This window comes from Hymenobacter telluris (assembly GCF_017313265.1).
Lineage (GTDB): Bacteria > Bacteroidota > Bacteroidia > Cytophagales > Hymenobacteraceae > Hymenobacter > Hymenobacter telluris.
Genome location: NZ_JAFLQZ010000004.1, coordinates 400864 through 419794, shown reverse-complemented (window position 1 = coordinate 419794; position 18931 = coordinate 400864). Strand labels below are relative to the sequence as shown.

The window sequence follows — 18931 nt, the reverse complement described above, 5'->3', positions numbered from 1 at the left end:
TGCTCGTCAAACTCACTATTTCACCATATCACCTCCTCACCTCATGAACAGTTTCACTTATACCAGCGCAACGGCCGTAGATGCGGCGGTGCGCGAAAAGTCCACCAACTCCAAGGCCGCCTTTGTGGCGGGTGGCACCAACTTGCTGGATTTGATGAAGGAAAACGTGGAGCGTCCCACGCGCCTCATCGGCCTCAACAAGCTCTCTGACCTGGCCACCATCGAAAACAACCCGGAAGGCGGTTTGCGGCTGGGCGCCCTGGCTACCAACGCCGATACCGCCTGGCACCCCGAGGTAGAGAAACGCTACCCGCTGCTCAGCCAAACGATTCTGGCCGGGGCCTCGCCGCAGCTGCGCAACATGGCCACTAACGGCGGCAACCTGATGCAGCGCACCCGTTGCTACTATTTCTACGACCTCGCTACTCCTTGCAACAAGCGGGAGCCCGGCTCGGGCTGCTCCGCCCTCAACGGCTTCAACCGGATTCATGCTATTCTGGGGGCCAGTGAGCATTGCATTGCCACCTACCCCTCGGATATGGCCGTGGCGCTGGCTGCGCTGGAAGCCACGGTGCGCGTGAGCGGCCCCCAGGGCGAGCGGACCATTGCGTTTGCCGACTTCCACCGCCTGCCCGGCGACCATCCCGAAATCGACAACACGCTGGAAACCGGCGAGTTGATTACCGCGCTGGATTTGCCGGCTCAGGGTTTCGAGAAAAACTTCACGTACCTGAAGCTGCGCGACCGGACCAGCTACGCCTTTGCCGTGGTATCGGTGGCGGTAGGGCTGGAGCTGGAAGGCAACGTTATCAAAGAAGCCCGCATTGCCTTGGGCGGCGTGGCGCATAAGCCGTGGCGCGTAGTGGCGGTAGAAGAAACGCTACGCGGCGCAACGGCCACTGAAGACAATTTCCGGGAAGCCGCCACGGCGTTGCTGCGCGATGCGCAAGGCTACGGCTCCAACAACTTCAAGATTGAGCTAGCCAAGCGGGCCGTTGTGCGCGCCCTCAAGCAAGCCACCGAAATGAATCAGCCGCTCGACGCCAACGCGTTTCTAAATTCCAATCCATGAGCCAACTAATCACTACGCCGCGCCTTGTGGAGGCCGGTACTTCCAATACCAGCCACATTGGCAAGCCCACGAGCCGCGTTGAAGGCCCCGCCAAAGTAACCGGCACGGCCAAGTATTCGGCGGAGTTCAACGTGCCCGACATGCTGTATGGCTACGTGGTAACCAGCCCAATCACCAAAGGCCGCATCACCAAAATCAACACCGAGCCGGTGCTGGCGCTGGCGGGCGTTGTGCAGATTTTCTCGCACGAAAATGTGCCCTCACTGGCTTGGTTCGACCGGAGCTACAAAGACGACGTGGCCCCCGGTGGCTCGCCATTCCGCCCCCTGCACGACAACGAAATCAAGTTCAACATGCAGCCAGTAGCGCTGGTGGTAGCCGAAACCTTTGAGGTGGCCCGCTACGCCGCATCGGTGCTGGAGATTGAGTACGCGGAAGACAAGTTCGATACCAATATCGACTTGAAGCGCGACGAAGGCCACGAGCCCGGCAGTGGCAAAACCGGCTTCATGCCGCCACCCCCGCCCCGCGGCAACCCCAACGACGCCCTTAAGAATGCCACCCACCGCATTGAAGGCGAGTACATTCACGGCGCGCAGCATCACAACCCCATGGAGATGTTTGCCACCACCGTGGAGTACCACCCGGACGGTAAAATCACGGCCTACGACAAAACGCAGGGCGTGTACAACGTGCAGCAGTACATCACCAAAATATTCGGGCTGAGCAAAGACCAGGCACGGGTAGTGAACCACTACATGGGTGGCGGTTTCGGTTCGGGTCTGCGGCCGCAGTACCAGGTGTTTCTGGCGGTGCTGGCGGCGCTGGAGCTGAAACAATCGGTGCGGGTGTCGCTCACGCGCCAGCAGATGTTCAGCTTCGGCCACCGGCCCCACACGCTGCAATACCTGAAAATGGGCACCAACCCCGACGGCACCCTGGCCGCCCTGCACCACCACGCCCTGCACGAAACCTCACGGTTCGAGGAGTACACCGAAAACGTGGTGAACTGGTCGGGCATGCTCTACCAGTGCGAAAACGTGAAGCTGGGTTACCAGGTGGCCGAGCTTGACGTGTACACCCCGCTGGACATGCGCGCTCCTGGGGCCGCTACCGGCTCGTTTGGGCTGGAAGTGGCCATGGACGAAATGGCCTACGCCGCCGGCATCGATCCGCTGGATTTCCGCATCCGCAACTACGCCGAGCAGGACCAGAACATGAAGAAGCCCTTCTCCAGCAAAAAGCTGCGGGAGTGCTACCATGAGGGTGCCACTCGCTTCGGTTGGGACAAACGTACCCCCGAGCCCCGCTCGATGCGCGAAGGCAACCAGCTGATTGGCTGGGGAATGGCCGGGGGCGTGTGGGATGCTTCCATGCAGAAAGCCGCCGCCAAAGCCACCTTCACCGCCGATGGCAAGCTGCTGGTGCAGAGTGCTGCCGGCGAAAACGGCACCGGTACCTACACCATTATGACCCAAATTGCGGCCGAAACGCTGGGCTTGCCCATCGAGGCCGTGACGTTCGAACTTGGCGATACCAACATGCCGGAAGCGCCCGTGCAGGGTGGATCTTGGACGGCCGCTTCGGTGGGAAGTGCCGTGAAAAACGTGTGCACCGACATAGGGGAGAAGCTGCTCAAACTGGCCCAGAAGATGGAAGGCTCGCCCCTCAAAGGCGCCAGCATCGACGACGTACACTTTGCTGATGGCCAGATTCGATTGAGCGCCAACCCCAGTGAGGCCGTGGTGGTTCGGGACATTCTGGCTGCCAGCGGCGAAGAAAAGCTGGAAGCGGAAACGTCGGCTATGCCCAACCTGATCAAGCAGCAGCCCTATTCCATGCACTCGCACAACGCCGTATTTGCCGAGGTGCGGGTAGACGAAGACCTGGGCACGGTGCACGTGACGCGGGTGGTAAACGCCGTGGCCGCCGGCCGCATCCTCAACACCAAAACCGCTCGTAGCCAGGTGCTTGGTTCGGTGGTATGGGGTATCAGCATGGCCCTGATGGAGGAAACCGTAATGGACCATACCTTCGGCCGCTACATGAACCACAACTACGCCGAATACCACATTCCCGTCAATGCCGACATCCACGACATCGACGTGATTTTCGTGGAAGAGGAAGACGACAAGGTGAACCCGCTGGGCGTGAAAGGCATTGGTGAAGTGGGGATGCTCGGGGTAGCCGCCGCTATTACCAACGCCGTGTACCACGCCACCGGCAAGCGCGTGCGGGAGCTACCCATCTACATGGATAAGCTGCTGTAAGTATTGGCTTGCTGTTGCATGAAAACGCCCCGGAACCAATTGGTTTCGGGGCGTTTTGTGCTTCCTGTTTAAGCGCAACTAAGAACTGATTGGAATCGGATGCTTGGAAATCTGACCGTTTGCGCTCAGCAATGCAAATTCATGACGGTTTGAAGTGGTCAGAATAGCAATAAACAAGGTGTTTTCAGGAGCTTCGATGACTTTCGACACTATTTCAGGCGTTTTCAGTTGGTACAGGCTGGCCTGCCGCTGTTCCACCACAACTAGAAAATCCGCACCTACAAACTGGGCATCAACGGGTGCCTGTTCTCCGTCGAACAAAGGCTCTTCTGGTAAGTGCTTCGATTGGCCTGGGCGCCACACGAAGGTACCAGATGAGGTTGCTATTGCCAATAATACATCGTGCACATAAGGTGACGCAGTCGAGGAGTAGATTGGACTGTAAGCTAAGTGTACTTCACCTAGCTGTTCGTTGCTTTGCGTGAATTCTAGTAATAGGTCGTCATCGGAGATATAAAAACTGCCGTTGCGGTAGAGTATCTGAAGAAAGGAAGTAGCCAGCAATGATGAGGGAATAGTATACTTCTCGTCCTTAAAGCGCAACTCAAAAGGCTCATACTTGACGGTATCGTTTAATCGGTAGGCATACAAACAATCGGGCCGGGCACTCAGCGCTAGGAAAGCACTACCTGGCAAAACTGCCAGCCCGATAGTATTTGGCGGGAGCCGCTCGGGGCAGTACACCGTCAGTTCTTCCGCGAAGTACTTGTTTTTCGGTAGGCGCTGGGTGGCTACTGTGACATTGTCGGGAAGAAAGAGTAGAATTTTATTGCTGAGACTAGCATCGGCCACCAACCGGATGCGTTCATCAAACTTCAGGCTATTCGGCCACGAGTAGTACTCCACGTGGCCGTACCAGTTGCCGCGCGCCAAGTGTAGATGTCCATCCCGGAAGCCCAACGCCAGAAATTGCGTGCGGTGGCTCAGGGCTTGGTGCCAGTGGATACTTGCGTCAAGGTTTGAAGCTCCTGTAGCTGGTAGTGTAGCTGCGCCCCTAGTGCGTTGGCTGTTGGCGTAGCGGCCACAGTCAGAAGCTACCAGCCGGTCGTTGGGGAGAAACTTCTTGAGGAGTGGCAGATGCGTAACCACGCCGGTGCTGGCCTCTGCGCTAATAATTTCGTAGGCCACCTCGCGGGAGGCATGCAGCAACTCGGGGTCAGGATACGATTCGTTGACGGTCGCCAGTACCTCCAGTAACTGCGTCCGTTTATGCGCGGGAGTATGCTGCTCAAACAACGGCCGCACTTGGCTGCTGAGCGTTTGCCGGGCGAGGTCGGCCAGCAATTCAAAGTATTGCAGCAAGCAAAAATCTGGGCGGTGAGTGCTGTGCCACCCCTGTAGCAAAGTGGTTAGGGCGCGGTCGGGGCGGTTTAACTTGCTGTGCAGCAGGCGCGCGGCTTCGGGGTGGTTCTGAGTGGCCAGGGCAGCTTCCACGCATTGCTCGTACTGCGCGGTAGCCTGGGGCTCCTGCTGCATTCGGCGGTATAGGTCGCCCGCTTTTTCGTGCTTCTCAAGCTCTACATAAAGGTCTATGGCTTCCAGTAGCAAGCCACCACGCTCTAGGCACTCAGCCGCGGCAATGCGGTTGTTGAGGTGGTCTTTGTGAAGCGCGGCTGCCTCGCGGAAGTAGCCGCCCTGCTCTAGCACCACTGCGGCCTGATAGTAATTGCCAAGCAGATGGGCGTAGATGTAGGCTGCCTTTTTATAGTGCCCAGCGGCGGCCTCTTGCTCGGCAGCTTTCTGATACTGCTTGCGCAACCGGTCCCGGTAAGCGTCTACATTCCAGGCGTCCACTCGGCCGCCACCGCCTAAGCGGCTTAAGTCGAAGAGGGTGGACCGCGGCCCCAGCAGCGCCGACGGAGTGGCTGCCCCCCGGTTTTCGTACATGCTACCTAGCGGAATAGCGTACTTCAGGGCTTCTTCGGGGTTGTCGGCAAATAATCTCAGCAGCCGTTCAATCTCACTTTCACGTTTCTTTTCCAGATCGGCGAGTTGGCCAAGCATCCAGTTTTCCAGGCGCGCCGCCCAAGTTGGACCAGCAGAGCTGCCCGGCCCCGCCGAGGCCCCGCCTGGCAGACCTGGTAGGACGGAGAGTACACCACCCAATGCGGCGCCCAGGCCTGCTGCGCCGGTTAGCAACCCTTGTAGCGCCGGCAAAGAAGCGTTAAGCAAGCCGCGGTTGATTTTGTCAAGCAGGTTTTGGGCGGTGCCGTCTTGGCTAGTTTTGGGGCCTGGCAACTGCGCCAGTGGCTCTGTGCCCACCAACTCCTGAAACGACTGCATCATTTCGGCTACGGGTGGAATTTCGGCCCGCACGTGCTGCAACCCCGGCCGGCGTGGCAAGCCCGCCCGCGCCCATGCCCAATCAGTAGGGCGGGCCAGCGGGTAAACCAGCAAATCGGCTAAGTCAATAGCATCGGTATCAGCAAAACCTACCAACCCAATGGAAGGATGGAAAAGCTGCTGTGGCCACAACAAAGCCTTTCGCAACTCCTCTGGGGTGGTAGCCGGCCAAAGCTGGGCGTGTAAGGGCAAGTATAGCCGTTCCGCTACCTTGCCGTACGGTTCCAGGCAGTCATTAGCCCAGGTGGCTCCGGCGGGGCCCGTTACCAGCAGCCCGGCCGCCTGCACCGACCGGATAGACTCTGGTACCACATAGCAGGTCAGCTCCGTTGGTGCCACATTCCAGCGCCCGATTTCGCGCAGCCAAGCCGCCGGATCGGAGCCGCGCAGAAAGGCAGCGCAGGCCTGCCGCTGGGCAGTAGCACACTGGTGAAGAGACAGATGCATGTCAGAGAAGCTGTTTGATAAATTGTTGAATATACTGCTGATAGAATGTATTGGCCGGCAAGAAATCGGACGGCGTAAAATTGGCTGGTGTAGTTCCAATAAAGTACGACGACCCAGCCCGCTTGCCATCGGCGGCCCAGGCGGCCGTAGCCTGCCCCAGCACTAATACCAGCGTAATTTCTGGCACGCTGTCGTCGGTGCTGCGCAAGTGCAATAGGCCACGCCCATCTACTACCGCTTCGCTGCCATTGGGCCACACAAAGCGACGAAACGCTACGTGCTTGTTGAATGGCAGAAAGTAGGAGTCGGATTCTGCCTGGGCTGCCTCGTGCCCCACACTGTCCTTGGTTTTGTTGGTAAACTTTAGCCGGTCTTCGTTGATAAGCCGCAAACTATGCCCGCCAACAGTCAAAATTCCCTCGTTGTCTATACTAATTCGGTTGACCCTCAGCAGTACATTGTAGCCGTTGTTGACGTGCAGCTTTATCTGCTGGTTATTAAACCGTTCGGATGAAACGTCAGGCTTCTTGGTATGGTCGAAGTAGGTGCGCTTCACCACAACGCCGGTTCGGCAATCAATCAGGCGAATATTAGCATCAACCCGCACCAAAAAGTTCGGCCAAATGAAGTGCACTTCCAACGTGCTTTGCACATCCTTGATTTCGGTTGACAAGTCTATCGTCAGCGGCATTTCGCCTTCCGGCAATAGCTGATAGTAGCGTAGCAGCCGTTTGGCTTGGTCGCTTACCAGCAAGCAAACCATGTGGCCATTGAACCCAAAGGTTGTCTTACCGGCTTCGACAAAGGATAGTAGTTCCCGGGCGCCCTCTGTTCGGTGGGGCCAATACAGAATCCGTTGCAAGCTCGTCACAGCCACCACGCCCATGTCCGGAAGATGCATCGTGTTGTGAGGACCTGGATTGTAGGCGAAAGTGGGAAAAAACAGTGGAGCGGGATGTTGAGCAAGAAAGGCAGGTTGCTCGTTGCTGCTCGGCCGAAGAGGTAGGTTGGACGGGGCAAACAACAGTTCGTCGAGGTCGTGGTGCGTGGTATTGAGCAGGATGCGGCCGGCTTTTGTGAATTCGTGCAACTGTAGCTCGCCGGTGCGGTCCACGGTTATCAAAAAGCGCAAAGCTGGTTTCAGTTCGGAAAGCAACAATGCAAAAGCGGGCTGTTGTACCTGTTCGGCGGTTGTAAAAAGCAGCGCCTCGGTGAGCGGAACCGGGGGTAATGTGCGCACAAACTCCTGTAAGGCACCGCCGCAGTGCAAGGCGGGGTCGAGGTGGGCCAGGGATTGCGTAACGCCGGTTTTGGTGGTCAGGTCGAGCGGCTGCACCTGATGGCCCCCAAGCGCATAGGCTGATACTGTGAACAACTGCCGCCGCGGCATTGCACAGACCAATGCCGCCGCCAGCGCAAACACCCGCGGGATGCCCCACATGCGCAGGGTAGTATCGAGTAGGAGGGCGCGCTGCCGCTGCTCTTGGTGGGGCGGCTCTTCGCGCCGCAGATACAGGGCTTCATTGTTTACCAATCGGGCGGTTAGGGTCAGGTCATCTTGCGCTAGTTCACTCAGCAGCAGCCGGTCAAAGCTGCCTTGGTTGCTTACATCCGACACGCCTCCGAATGGCTGGTCGCTGGTGCCCTGGGCGTGCAACGGAATCCGAATAGACGCCACCAACCGTTGAGTGAGCCGGGCCAGCCCAGCAGTTTTGGGGTCGGCGGCCAGTTCACTTAGCACGTCAGCTGCCTCAGGAGCAGCAGGCAGGGGTAGTAGTTCTAGTGGTTCAGGCGCTTGATTTAGGCCAGTGAATAGCTTTGAATCAAGGATTTCCGTGGTTGGAAAGCGCGTGTATGCTCGGCTAAGCAGGGAAAGGTCTACCTCTAAGCGTTGGCTGGTTAGGGTTGGGCCCGATGCCAACAGCTGGGTATCCAGGCGGCCACTGGCCCATTCGTCTACTACCGCCTGCGCCCAGCGGCCTGGTAAGGGCCGATACTGCTGCGCAAACAGCTCGAAAAGCAGCTGCCGCTTACCAAGGCCTTTCCGAAGCTCAGGCGGCAGGGCGGCAACTACTTGTAGAAAGCTGGTAGCCTGATCAACCAACGCTTTCAACTCAGCGGGTTGTTGGCGGGTACCGCTTAAGCGCGAGTTATAGAGTAGATTATACACTGCCCGCATAGGATCATCGGCCTCTCCCCATCCATCATTGCACGCAGCCAAAACCAAGAGCAGAGTGCTCAGGGAGGGCAGCCCGTCGGGGGCCAGATAGGAGAGCAACTGCACCAGTTCTTCGCGGTAGCAAATAGTGGTGCCGTTAGTCCACTCAATTACTTCTCCGTTTTCAACCCAGTGCCAGAAATAAGGCTGTGGGCTTTGAAAGTAGGATAAAGCCTGCTGGGTGATATTGGCGGCTGGTGTATCACGCATGCGCTGGGTTGCCAAGGGTGAGACGAACCGCGCTTCGGGAAGCTGGCAACAGGAAGCGTCTTTCCACTCGTTCCCATTCGCCGGTTGGCGAGAATAAAAGCAGCGCGTCGTTATGCGGGTTGAGCTTTCGGGCGAGCAAGAGCGCGAGTAAGGGTGTTTCAAAATCGAGGCCAGCCGGTAAAAGCAGACTCTCGCACAACCACAACTCCCGGCCCGGAATAGGGGGCAGCGGCGTACCCAGCACTACTACCTCATTGGTGGCCGATACGGCAAACCGCAGTTGTTGCAGCCGGATTTCGGGAGCTGTGTCAGCGTATGCTTTCCAGGCAGGCAGGGTAGTAAGCAGGGCGCTGCCAGCCGGCGCGTACGTAGCCGCAATCAGTTGCCAGTGGTGGGGCGTAGGTAGCTGGCCGGGCAGGGCCGCCACTGGAATTTCGAGCGGCACAAAGTCCAGGATGGGCTGCCACGTTACCTCGGGTAGCAAGCCGGTCGGCGTCTGGCTGCCCGAAGGAAACAACTGGTTTTGCGCATTCAGGCTGTAGCCGCTTACTGCCGGCAACTGCCGCAGCACAAGGGCTAGCTCGCCAGTGGCAGGCAAGCCGCGCAGCCAAATCTGTCCTGCCGTCTGGGCAACCCGCAGCCCCGGCTGGGTACGGACGGTGCCTAGCGTGTGGCCATCCTGCTCAGTTAGTACTAGCAGCCGTTCGAGTGCTTTCATGCCTGCAATACTTGCTGCCACAAGCTGTCGAGGGGTTGTTGCACGTACTCCCGCTGCACGGCGTTGCTGATCCACTGGCAGCGGCCCTGCAAGTAGCGTAGCTGGTCTTTGATGGTTGCACGGTCAGCCAACGACGTATCGGGGTGATGCCACTGCTCGGTGAGCGTAGTTACCTCCCGCAGAATATCGTCGGCATTGGGTGCCGCACTCAGTGAAGCGCGCGGGTGCTGATGGGGGTGCTCATCGGCTTCCACCACCGAGTTGACGATGCCAGCTAGCACTTCCCGCTGCTCGTCGGTGTCCCAGATGTAGCGAAGCACCCACATATCCGACGCAATAGCCTCGGTGCGCTTGCACAGCAACGCACTGGCTGCCAGTAGGCGTTGGAGCTTCACGGCCCGGCGGTCGGAAACTGGTACGCCCGCCTGCCGCAGCTTGCCAATAAGAGTAGCGTAAGCTGGGCGTACGGTCTGCAAATCGACGGTCGCCAAGGCGGCCTGGAGCTGGAACACTTCGTCGGCCGTAATTTCGGGCTGATCGGTGGGCGAAGGGCGCTCCAGAGTCCAGCCCGCTTCCAATACTTGGGTAAGCTGGTCAGGGGCCACGTAGTCGCAGTGCGCGCGCACCAGAAACCGGTCGAAGAGGGCTTGGAGCGCCTCGTCTTCGGGCAGGTGGTTACTAGCGCCCACAATCATCAGGGCCGGCAGCGGGCGGGTTTCGCGGCCCCGGCGGAATACTTTCTCGTTCAGCACCATCAGCAAGCTGTTGAGAATGGCGCTGTTGGCGTTCAGCAGTTCGTCTAGAAAAATGAAATTGGCTTCCGGAAGCATGCCCTCAGTATTGGTAACCAGGTCACCTTCCCGCAGCTTTCGAATGTCGAAAGGGCCGAATAATTCGTTGGGTTCCGTGAAGCGCGTAAGCAGGTACTCGAAAGTATTGCCTTGTAGCTGCCGGGCCAGCGCCCGAACCAAGGCGCTTTTGGCGGTACCGGGAGGTCCCAGCAAAAACAGGTTTTCGCGCCCTACCAGGCAAATGCTCATGAGGTCAATAATATCATCTTTGCCTACAAAGGTGCGCTTGAGGTGGCGCGCTACCTGATGCAGCTTATCAACTAAGAGCCAGTTGTTTGGGGGAGTGGTAGTCATTAAAGTATAGTAGAGACAGGTAAGGGGGTAACAACTTCTGCGCTAAGCAGTGGGAGCTGTCAGCTAGTTAAACTCAGGCCACAGTTCGGCGGCATAATGGCCTAATGCCTCCCGAATCAGGATAGCCGTTTCGGCCTGTTGGGCGCGTACCAGGTTTCGGGCTTCAATGATGCGGTCAGCGTAAGCAGCGCGTAAGGCTGGATGGCCCAACACCGGTTCAAGTTGCTGCGGGGCGGCTGGCTCCGGTCCACCGAACGAGAAAGGCCAGTGCTGAGCCAGTTCCCGCAGGCGCGTCACGAGTACATCGGCTGGTGCCAAGCCTTTGGCTAGGTGCAGCAAGTCGGGCAAGTAGCGCAGGGTAAGGTCGGCAGAATACACAACAGCCGGATTAATTGGGTTAGGGTAGTGGGTTAAGCTAGCCCGTACAGCGGTGTCGTCTAGGTCGCGCAGGAGCGTCAGTTGAACGGCGCGGTATAATACCTGGGCTGCCCACAGCGCTGCCTCCGCTGAAAAGGGCGGCGCTGTGTGCGGTAGGTGCAGCTTATCTTCAGCATAAGCCTCTTGCAGCAACAGGGTTGCCTGATGCAGATCAGCCGGAGTGAATGGGTCGAGTTGGCCAACTACGGTAGCTTGGCCAGTGGTGAACAGGGCGCGTAGGAATTCCTCTAAAGTCATTACATGAACAGGATAGGCTAGCTTTTAGAAGGGATGATTGCAGGATTTTCTTAAGCAATAGTCGCCTGGTGTATTGTTGTGCAAGTTGCGAAATTGAATAATAGAAAGGTAGGTGATAGAGCTGATTTTACGCATTCAGAGGAAAGTGTTTGGCTGGATAAGTAGGTGCAAAATCTGGTGAGCTACAACTACTAGCTCACCATCAGCAACAAACACCCCGTAGGCCACGAGTTCTAGGCTTTCTAGGTGTGGTGAAGCAAGCATGACTCTTCTTTCTTATCCTATATCAAGGCCCCGCTACTGTAGGTGGGGTATTTTTGTTAAGTAAAAATGATGAACCCTATGCACCGCAAAGACTTCCTGAAGACACTAGCGGTGCTGCCTTTCGCCTCTGCCATGAACTCCCTGCAAGACCTCCATAAAACCGCCAGTAGCTTCCAGAAAACCAGCAAAATGCCCGTGCTTTTTGTGGGGCACGGCTCCCCGATGAACGCGCTGGCCGACAACCCGTTCACCCAGACGCTGCACCAACTGGGCCGCGACATCCGCAATGTGCAGCCGCCGCGGGCGGTGCTGGTAGTATCAGCGCACTGGCTCACGCGCGGCACCTTTGTGGCCGTGAATGAGCGGCCCGAAACCATCCACGACTTCGGGGGCTTCCCGCAGGAACTGTTTGCTATGCAGTATCCCGCGCCCGGCGCCCCCGACGTAGCCCAGGAAGTGCTGGCTGCCCTGCCCGACGCGCACCCCACCGATGAGTGGGGCCTCGACCACGGTACCTGGACCGTGCTGCACCACATCTTCCCGGAAGCCGACATTCCGGTGTTTCAGCTGAGCATTGATTACCATAAGCCAATGACCTTTCACGCCGAGCTGGCCCGGCAGCTTCAGTTTCTGCGCCGCCGGGGTGTTCTGATTTTGGGCAGCGGCAACATTGTGCACAACCTGCGCCAGAGCATGCCCAAGTTCATGCAGAACGACGCCACCCCCTACGCGTGGGCACAGGAATTTGACGAGTGGGCCAAAGTGAAAATCGACCAGCGCGACTTGCTGGCACTGGCACACTACCAGCAAGCCGGCGCTAGTGGCCCGCTGGCCGTGCCCACCCCCGACCACTACATTCCAATGCTCTACAGCCTGGCCCTAGCCGAGGCTGATGATGCTATTCACCATGCCTATGAGGAAGTAAGCTTCGGCGGGATGAGCATGCGCACCTTTGTAGTGGGGTAGTATATGTAATAGGATAAAAAATTGTACAACGCCAACCTGATCAGGTTGGCGTTTTTCGTGGATTATAGGTTGTATGATAAAGCGTGTTGGATAGAAGTGCTTTTGAGTATTCAATAAAATTAAAAAAGGGAAATTGTAATAGTTATATTATAGATGAGCTAATGGTTTCTTGTGAATGCTTTTGCAGAGCAGCTGTGGTGTTTGAAAACATATAAGGTGGTAAGAATGTAAGCCAAATAGTTGTTGTATAGCTATATGTATGGTTGGTGAGATATAAAGGCGGGCGAGTTGTTGTAGTTGTATAATTATAAAAAATAACAAATTAACTAAATGCTTCAAGTATTCATTATGTCTAAAAATGGGGAAGGCTGAGTATGGCAAAACTATATTGAGAATAAGTGCTCTATTTTGGGATGAATAGAATGAAAATAAGATACTGAGTTGAGGTGAAAGTATCTTCGTGAAGGAGTAGCGGGTGAAAATCAATGACCTTGTCTCCTATGCACTCATCAAGTGAATAGGAGCGTCTGATGCGGAGAAGGCAAGAACTGTTTGGGCAGGAGGTTGGTGAGTAGCAGGTTATCCGGATTGTTAATTCCTCGATTCATTTCACTTATGAAAACAACCTTACGCCTATCCTTACTGCTGTTGGGGTGGTTAACCCTTACCCATGGTGTTGTGCAGGCGCAATGCCCAGCTGGCGCTACCACCACGCTGGATTTTGGGAGCCGAAACGGCGAAGATTGGGACGTAACAACGGCTCCTAATCTGGCCAACCCTCTCGGTAGCAACATTGGCGGCACCCCAACCGATGTAACGCCCGGAAGCTACAGTGCTTCTGCCAGTTCCCCGGCCAGCTACCTCCAAGTGCGCCAGTATGGCGGCTTATTGGGGCTCGGAGACGAAAGCCGGCAGCTTGATTACAACACCTTGGAATGGTTTGCCGACTATTCGTCGAATGCCGCCAAAAGTGCTTCCGTCACTTTCGCTTTCAGCCGGCCATTATATAATTACACTATCACGCTACAGGATATCGACAAAGCCACCGGAGCTACGCCTGGCTTTATCGATGAGGTGCGGCTGGATGGGTATGATGTGAATGGCAACCTCGTAAGCCTGCCTGCCAGCAGCTTCGCGTACAGCACAACCTACCAAACCGTATCCGGCAACACGGTAACCGGCGCAGCCGACATCAGCAACACCAGCAACAACACCGGGCTGGTGACGGTCAGCTTTCCGGTGGCCTTAACCCGGCTGGTGGTTACCTATAGCAACGGGACAGCCATTGCAAATCCCAGCCAACAGGCCATCGGTATCAGCCAGATGACGTGGTGCAAAGTGCAGCCCGTAGCCAAGAACGACTCGCGCGACGTGCCTCTCAACACCACTGTTAATGGCAACGTGGTGCTCAATGATTATGATGAGGAGCAGAATCCTTTCACGGCGTCGTTGCTGACCAGCCCGACGCGTGGTAGCGTAACGTTCAACCCAGACGGTACTTACCGCTACTCACCCAATACCAACTACACCGGTCCCGACAGCTTCACATACCGCGTCTGCAACTCCACAACGAGCAATACGTCGTTGTGCTCAAGCACGGCTACCGTCAACCTGCGCGTGTATAGCACCAACACGGCTTGCACTTCGGCTTCGGGTTCCAACCTGCTGGCCAATGCTGATTTCAACGCCGGCAACACGGGCTTTTCCACCACTTACCGCTACGTAGCCTCGGGCTATACTGGCAATACCAACTCTGGGGTGTATCCGGAAGGGACCTACACGGTGGGTTCCAATGCCAACACCTACCACCCCAACTTCCAGGGTACGGGCCACACGGCAGGCGTGGCCAATGATAACTTCCTGATTGTAAACGGCGCATCGGCCATCCGCACGTTCTACTCGCAGACGGTGACCGTGCAGCCGAACCGCTATTACACGTTCTCGGCCTTCTTCAACAACCTGCTGCCACCACCCGCCTCAACTACCGGGGATGGTATTCCGGAAATGGGTTTTGTTATCAACGGCGAATCGATATCGGGCACGATCAAGGCCGAACGGTCGCCGGATACGTGGTTCTCTTTCTCCGACGTGTGGTTCTCGGGCAATAACACCCAGGCAGTGCTGGAAATCCGGAACGTGAGCACCGCCATTGGCGGCAACGACCTGGCCGTAGACGACGTGTACTTCGGCTCGTGCAACCTGGCCCCAACGGCTATTGCCGATGCCGCCACCACCACCCGCGAGGTAGCTGCTACCGTGAATGTGCTGGCTAACGACTTGGATACCGACAGCAACAACTCGTTCAACCCCGGCTCTATTGATATTGACCCCACGCAGGCCGGAACGCAGAGCACCCGCACCCTTGCCAACCAGGGCACGTTTACCGTAAACCCTAGCACGGGGGGCGTCACGTTCACTCCCGTAGCGGGTTTTGTAGGCACCGCCGTTACGTCGTATGTAGTGCTGGACGGTAGCGGGGCGCCCACCAACCCCGCCAGCCTGGTAGTAACCGTGCAGCAACCCACCGCCGACCTGGCCGTGCGTGTAACGGCGCCTGCCAACAATGCCACCGTGGCCGCCGGGCAGCCGGTAACTTTCACGGTGCAAACCACCAACAACGGTACTATCTCAGTTGACGGCGTGGCCCCAACCGTGCAACTACCCGCCGGCCTAACCGGCACGGGCTCCAACGGCGCCCTTACTTTCTCGAATGGGGGCAGCTACGATGCGGCTACGGGCCTGGTTACCTTCCCAACAGTAGCTTCGCTGGCGAGCAACGGTAGCGCCACAAATAGCGTCACATTCAATGCGCCGGGCAATGGTCCTTTCACGGGTACCGCCGCTGTGGCCGCTGGCACTGCTGATTTGAATACGGCCGATAATACGGCAGTTGTAACGGTGAACATCAGCTCGGCCTTCGACTTGAGTACCACCATCAGCAGCCCGGCCACCGCTGGCGCTGGTACGCCGTTTACGTTCAGCGTGGTTACCCGCAATGCTGGCCCGGCCGCTGCTACCGGAGTGGTACAAACGGTGTCGTTGGCCGGCAACCAGAAGGGGCTGTTTATTTCCAACATGGGAACCGCAGTGTATAACAGTGGGAGCAATACTACCGTTGTAACATTCCCGGCCCAAGACATTCCAGCGGGCCAGAGCCGTAACAATACCATCAGCTTGATGGACGCCGCCGCCGGCACGGTTACGGCTACGGCTACGGTGCCAGCTTTGGCAGGGGAGACGTCAACCGGCAACAACAGCGCTACTGCTTCTACTGTGCTCAGCCCAGCCACGGGCACCGCGGCCAGCGTGTACTCAACGCTTACCACTACCAGCAGTGGAGATGCCGTGGCAAATATTGCGGCCGGGGCGCCACTAACCCTGACGCTGACCAGCAGCAATGCCGGCCCCGGTACTGCTACAGCGGTACAGCCGCGTTTGTCGTTGCCCGCCGATTTGAACCCTGCTACCCTAACCATTTCCAACGGTGGTACCTACAACCCAGCAACCGGCGTAGTAAGCTGGAGCGCGCCTTTGAGCTTGGCCAGCGGTGCTGCTGCCACCAACTCGGTGCAACTACCCGCTCCGGGTTTCGGGCCGCTGCTGCTCCATGCCAGCGCCACCACTGCCACCCCCGACCCCGTACCAGCCGACAACAATATTGCCAGCATGGTAACCGTCAACCCCACCACCGACGTGGTAACTACGGTAGCTGGTCCGGCCACCGTTACGGCCGGCCAGCGCGTAACGTACACCATTACCACCACCAACAAAGGCCTGATGCCGGCCGCCAACGTGCAGCAGTTTGTGCGCATGCCGCCGGCCGTAGCCAACCTGACCTACACCAACAACACGCTACCAACTTCGGTGGGGACCCTGGATGTACAACCCAACCAAGCGCTGCTGGCGTATCCGGTGATTAGCTCGCTAACTCCCGGCCAGTCCGTAACCAACACGGTGTCGTTTGATGCCCCGGCCACTTCTTTCCCGGCGGTTGGCTATGCCACTACCACCTCGGCCGACAACACTCCCGCCAATAACAGCAGCACCATTACGGTAGCTACTACCGCCGCCTCGGATGTGGTAGCTCGTATTTCCGGGCCGGCCACGGCCGTGAACGGTACGCCGGTGGTATACTCGGTTGATGTTCGCAACGCAGGTACCTCGCCGGCCAGCAGCGTGTCAACAAGCGTGTATCTGCCCGTGAACCTGACCAACGTAGTAGTGCGCGACGCGGCCGGTGCAGTGCTTGCCAATGCCTATGATGCTGCCAATGGCCTCGTGACCCTGCCCACCCAAACCAACGTGCCAGTAGGCGCCAGCGGTGCTACAATTAGCACCATCACCTTCAGCGCGCCCGACGTAGCGGCCATTACGGCCACGGCTGTGGCCAGCGTAACTACGGGCACCAACGACCTGAACCGCGTCAACAACGCTGCTACCACCACTACCAGTGTGTTGCGCTCGGGGGCGGTTATCGTAGACATGGCTACCACTGTGCAAGCCAACGTAACGAGCCAGGTAACCGGGCAGCCAGTTACGTTCACCGTCACGACCACCAACAGCGGCCCGGCGGCGGCCACTACCGTAGTGCAGCGCGTAGCGTTGCCAGCCCAGCTAGCGGCCGGTTCCGTAACCGTTTCCAACGGTGGTACCTACGACCCCGCCTCGGGTATTGTAAGTTGGGAATATGCCTTGCAGGGCGTGGGCAGCACAAATGCCTTCACCAATACTATCATGGTAACAGCGCCCGGCACGGGGCCGTTGACGGCCGTAGCCAGCGTGAATTCCGACAACAGCGACGGTACACCAACCAACAACACCAGCGTGTCGAGCGTAACCGTAACGCCGGCCCTGAACCTGCGCTCCATCGTGCGGGGGCCAAGCACGCAAGCCTCGGTGCTGACGGGCTCGGTGGTGGCCGGACAGCCGGTTACCTACCTGCTACGCGCCCTCAACGACGGCCCTTCGGCAGCGCAGGGGGTGGTTTTCTCGGCCCAGATTCCTGCCAACCTCAATCCCGCTACCGTTAGCGTATCGGGCGGCGGAACCTACGTGCCAGCTACTGGTGCCGTAACGTTCCCGGCCATTGGTACGCTGGAAGCCGGTCAGGCCGCTTCGGCCGCGTATACCGTTACGTTCCCGGCGCCGGCTGGTATGGCCTCGTACCCCGTAACCGGTACCGTCACAACCACCTCAACGCAAAGCGCCACCGACGATACCCAGACGTATACCACCAACCTCGCCAACCTGACGCCGGTGGCCAACACCATCGTAAATAGCCTCACCGCTCCCGACGGTAACACCGCCGATTCGTACCTGCGTCTGTCGCCGCTGAGCGCCCAGGATGCCGATGGCTCTATTGCCTCGTTCACGGTAGCATCGGTGCCAGGCGCTACGCAAGGCAATCTGTATTTCAGTGCCGATGGAGCAAGCTTCACGGCCGTAAGTGCCGGGCAAGTAATTACCGCTACCGATGCTGATAAGCTCTATTTCCGGCCGTACAGCAACCCTGCTGACCCGCTCAATACCAACGGCCAGAACTTCATAGGCAACGCCTACTTCACCTACACCGCCACCGATAACTCAGCCATGCCCGCTACGTCGGCCGCTACTGCCTACGTGCTGCCAGTTGGCCAAGACAACGTGGCCTTGTTTACGGCTGGTCCGGTGAAAGGCGGCGCCGTGCCGTACCAGAACGGCGACGTGCTGACCAGCGCCTTCGACGCTAACGGCGGCGAGTACAACGCTGCTTCTGAAGTTACCGACAACGGTATCCGCTCGGCGGCGCTGGCCTCGGGCAGCAATACCCTGCCCGCCGGTACCATCCTCAACGCCACCACTGGCCGCGTAACCGTTGCCAACCGGTTGCTGCTGGCGTCCGGTACCTACACCATAGCCGTGGCCACCACCGACGAGTTTGGCGGCGTAACCACCCAGCCCGTGACGTTCACTATCGGGGCCCGTCCGTTGCCGGTTACCTTGGCCAGCTTCGAGGCGGTGGCAAAAGGTAACGATGCTCTGCTGACCTGGGCCACGGCCACCGAGAAAGACAATGCCGGGTTCGAGGTAGAGCGCTCCGCCGATGGCCGCAGCTTCCAGAAAGCAGGTGCGGTAGCTGGCCGTGGCACCAGCAACACCCGGCAGCAGTACAGCTTCACCGATGCCAAGGCCGCTGCCGTTGCCAGCACGCTCTACTACCGCCTCAAGCAGGTAGACCTCGATGGCACCGTCAACTACACGCCAGTGCAGGTAGTGCGCTTCGGGCAGAGCACTGCCGCGCCCGAGCTGACGCTCTACCCCAACCCCGCCGCCGACCTACTGCACCTCACGCTAACGGCCGCCGTGCAAAAAGGTCAGGTAACGGTTTACTCGACCACCGGCGCGCTGGTCCTGACCAAAGCGCTGGACAGCAGCCTGGGCGCTACGCTTGACGTAACGAAGCTGCCGCTGGGCGCCTACTTGTTGAAAGTAACCGGCGAAAATGGCATCCAGCAAACCCGCCGCTTCGTGAAAAACTAAGTAGCCAGTACTTTCAAACCATAT

At 58.1% G+C, this 18931-nt stretch carries 9 protein-coding genes; 4 read left to right on the top strand and 5 right to left on the bottom strand.

The genetic code is table 11. From position 1 onward, the window contains the following. Positions 1-43: 43 nt before the first annotated feature. Together J0X19_RS09135 and J0X19_RS09130 are read left to right on the top strand one after the other, a co-directional pair. Positions 44-1072: an FAD binding domain-containing protein gene (locus J0X19_RS09135; RefSeq protein WP_206984031.1), complete on the top strand. Its 1029-nt coding sequence runs from the start codon at positions 44-46 to the stop codon at positions 1070-1072. Continuing rightward, positions 1069-3342 carry a xanthine dehydrogenase family protein molybdopterin-binding subunit gene (locus J0X19_RS09130; RefSeq protein ID WP_206984030.1) on the top strand — a complete coding sequence of 758 codons (2274 nt, stop codon included), beginning with the start codon at positions 1069-1071 and terminating at the stop codon, positions 3340-3342. The genes J0X19_RS09135 and J0X19_RS09130 overlap by 4 nt, the downstream gene beginning before the upstream one ends. A 78-nt stretch (positions 3343-3420) precedes the next feature. On the opposite strand, the gene J0X19_RS09125 is transcribed toward J0X19_RS09130, so the two are convergent. The 5 genes from J0X19_RS09125 to J0X19_RS09105 form a co-directional block, all read right to left on the bottom strand. Next, on the bottom strand, positions 3421-6192 hold the full coding sequence (locus tag J0X19_RS09125) for a hypothetical protein (RefSeq protein WP_206984029.1): 2772 nt from the start codon (positions 6190-6192) through the stop codon (positions 3421-3423). 1 nt (position 6193) lies between these two features. Further along, positions 6194-8620, bottom strand: coding sequence for a hypothetical protein (locus tag J0X19_RS09120; RefSeq protein WP_206984028.1), 2427 nt, complete (start codon positions 8618-8620; stop codon positions 6194-6196). Further along, a complete protein-coding gene (locus tag J0X19_RS09115; protein WP_206984027.1) occupies positions 8613-9338 on the bottom strand; it encodes a hypothetical protein in 726 nt (241 codons plus the stop codon). Before J0X19_RS09115 ends, J0X19_RS09120 begins: the two co-directional genes overlap by 8 nt. After that, a complete protein-coding gene (locus J0X19_RS09110) occupies positions 9335-10483 on the bottom strand; it encodes an AAA family ATPase (protein ID WP_206984026.1) in 1149 nt (382 codons plus the stop codon). The genes J0X19_RS09115 and J0X19_RS09110 overlap by 4 nt, the downstream gene beginning before the upstream one ends. A 63-nt stretch (positions 10484-10546) precedes the next feature. Beyond that, positions 10547-11158 carry a hypothetical protein gene (locus J0X19_RS09105; RefSeq protein ID WP_206984025.1) on the bottom strand — a complete coding sequence of 204 codons (612 nt, stop codon included), beginning with the start codon at positions 11156-11158 and terminating at the stop codon, positions 10547-10549. A 330-nt stretch (positions 11159-11488) separates the two neighbouring features. Here J0X19_RS09105 and ygiD point away from each other — a divergent pair, with 330 nt between their 5' ends. Both ygiD and J0X19_RS09095 read left to right on the top strand, forming a co-directional pair. After that, positions 11489-12388 carry a 4,5-DOPA-extradiol-dioxygenase gene (ygiD, locus tag J0X19_RS09100; protein WP_206984024.1) on the top strand — a complete coding sequence of 300 codons (900 nt, stop codon included), beginning with the start codon at positions 11489-11491 and terminating at the stop codon, positions 12386-12388. 615 nt (positions 12389-13003) lie between these two features. After that, on the top strand, positions 13004-18907 hold the full coding sequence (locus tag J0X19_RS09095) for an Ig-like domain-containing protein (RefSeq protein ID WP_206984023.1): 5904 nt from the start codon (positions 13004-13006) through the stop codon (positions 18905-18907). Positions 18908-18931: the final 24 nt, after the last annotated feature.